The sequence below is a fragment of the Plesiocystis pacifica SIR-1 genome, from assembly GCF_000170895.1.
Taxonomy (GTDB): Bacteria; Myxococcota_A; Polyangia; order Nannocystales; family Nannocystaceae; genus Plesiocystis; species Plesiocystis pacifica.
The window spans coordinates 1-2249 of record NZ_ABCS01000223.1 but is presented as its reverse complement, the minus strand read 5'-3'; the positions used below and the strand labels follow the sequence as shown (position 1 = coordinate 2249).

Below are 2249 nucleotides of genomic sequence, written 5' to 3'. Positions count from 1 at the left end.
TTCCCCGGTCAGGGCGCCCAGTGGCCGGCCATGGCCCAGGAGCTGCTGCGGACCTGCGCGCCCTTCCGGGCGGAGATCGAGGCCTGCGCGGCGGCCCTCGAGCCCCACGTCGAGTGGTCGTTGCTCGACGTGCTCGAGCAGCGACCCGGCGCGGCCAGCCTCGATCGCGTCGACGTCGTCCAGCCCACCCTGTTCGCAATGATGGCCGGCCTGGCCGCGACCTGGCGGGCCCTCGGGGTCGTGCCCGAGGTCGTCGTCGGCCACTCCCAGGGCGAGATCGGGGCGGCCTACTGCGCGGGGGTGCTGAGCCTCGACGACGCGGCCATGCTGGTCGCGCGGCGCAGCCAGCTGATCCGGGCGCTGAGCGGTACGGGCGGCATGGCGGCGGTCCAGCTGTCCCGCGAGGAGCTCGACGAACGCTCGCGGCGCATCGACCCCAGCGGCGAAGAGCTGGCCATCGCCGTCGACAACGGCGGGACCTCCATGGTCGTCTCGGGCACCCTCGGGGCCGTCGACGCCCTGCTCGCCGAGCTCGAGGCCGACGGCGTGTTCGCCCGCAAGGTCAAGGTCGACTACGCCTCGCACTGCGCCCAGGTCGAGCCCATCCAGGCCCAGATGCTCGAGGCCTGCGCCACCATCCAGCCCCGCGTCGGCCACACGCCGATGATGTCGACCGTCGACCTGCGCCTGGTCGACGGCCCCGAGCTCGACGGCAGCTACTGGTTCCGCAACCTGCGTCAGCGCGTCCGCTTTGGCGAGGCCGTGGCCCAGCTCCTCGACAGCGGCTTCTCGGCCTTCGTCGAGGTCAGCCCCCACCCGCTCATGGGCGTGCCGCTCGCGGGCGCCTTCGAGGCCCGGGGCGCCGGGGACGAGACCCTGTTCCTGCCGACCCTGCGCCGGGACCAGGGCGGGCTCGAGGTCCTCGACGGCCGCCTCGCCGAGCTCGCCCTCGCCGGGGCGCCGATCGACTGGAGCCGGCACTTCGAGGCCAGCGGCGAGGCGCCCCAGCTGCCCCTGCCGACCTACGCCTTCCAGCGCCGCCGCTTTTGGATCGACCGGCCGACGCGGACGGCCGACGCCGGCCCGGCGAAGGCGACGGACGACGCGGCCCCGGCCGCCGACAACCCCCTGGCGACCCTGGCCGCCGCGGCCCTCGAGGACGGGGACCTCGACGCCCTCGCCGACGAGCTCGACCTCGACCAGATCGAGCGGGTGATGCTCGCCAAGCTCGCCCCCAAGCTCGGGCGCTGGCACGTCCGCGGAGCCCAAGAGCGCCTCGCCGCGACCTGGCGCCACCGCGTCGAGTGGGCCCGGGTCAACCCCTCGGTGCGCGGGGCCGCGGCCTCGCCCCGCTGGTGCCTCGCGCACATCCCCGACCCCGAGACCGGCCAGCCCGATCCGAGCACGGCGGCCCTGCTCGAGGCCCTGCGCCGCGCCGGCCAGGAGCCGACCCTGCTGCGCTGCGAGCCGGGCTGGACCCGCGAGGACTACCGCCGCGCCCTCGCCGAGGGCATGGGCGTCGACGCGGGCCCGGGCGCGCGGGCCCTGCCCGTGGACGCCCTGCTCTCGACCCTGGCGCTGGCCGAGGGCGAGCCCACCGACGGACGCCCGCCGAGCCTCGAGACCCTCGAGCGCACCACCGCCCTGCTCCAGGGCCTCATCGACCTCGACGCCGAGGCCCTCGTGCCCACCCTCCCGCGCCTGTGGGTGCTGACCCGCGGCGCCGCCGGACCCCACGATCTGCGCGCCCCCGAGCAGGCCATGCTCTGGGGCCTGGGCGCGGTCGCGGGGGTCGAGCACGTCTCGCTGTGGGGCGGCTGCCTCGACCTGCCGCCGGCGCTCACCGACGCCCTCGACGACCCCCACGCCCTCGCCAGCGCCCTGAGCCTCGCCCTCGCCAGCGACGAGTCCCAGCTGGCCCTGCGCGGCGGCCAGGTCCAGGCCAAGCGCCTCGTCGCCTGCCCCGACCACGGGCGCAGCGGCGCCCAGCCGGCCTGGTCCGGGACCGCGCTGATCACCGGCGGGACCGGGGCGATCGGAGGCCACACCGCGCGGTGGTTGGCCCGCGAAGGCATCCAGCGCCTCGTCCTGACCAGCCGCCGCGGACCCTGGGCCCCCGGCGCGGCCGAGCTCGAGGCCGAGCTCGTCGCCCTGGGCCCGAGCGTCGAGCTCGTCGCCTGCGACGTCGCCGACCCCGAGGCCCTCGGCGCCCTGCTCGATCGCCTGCGCCGAGAGGGCCCGCCCTTGCG

Annotated in this window: 1 protein-coding gene; it reads left to right on the top strand. The window is 76.7% G+C overall.

Annotation, left to right across the window (positions count from 1 at the left end):
• A partial coding sequence (locus PPSIR1_RS41320; RefSeq protein ID WP_006977308.1) for an SDR family NAD(P)-dependent oxidoreductase occupies nt 1-2249 on the top strand: 2249 nt, incomplete at both ends.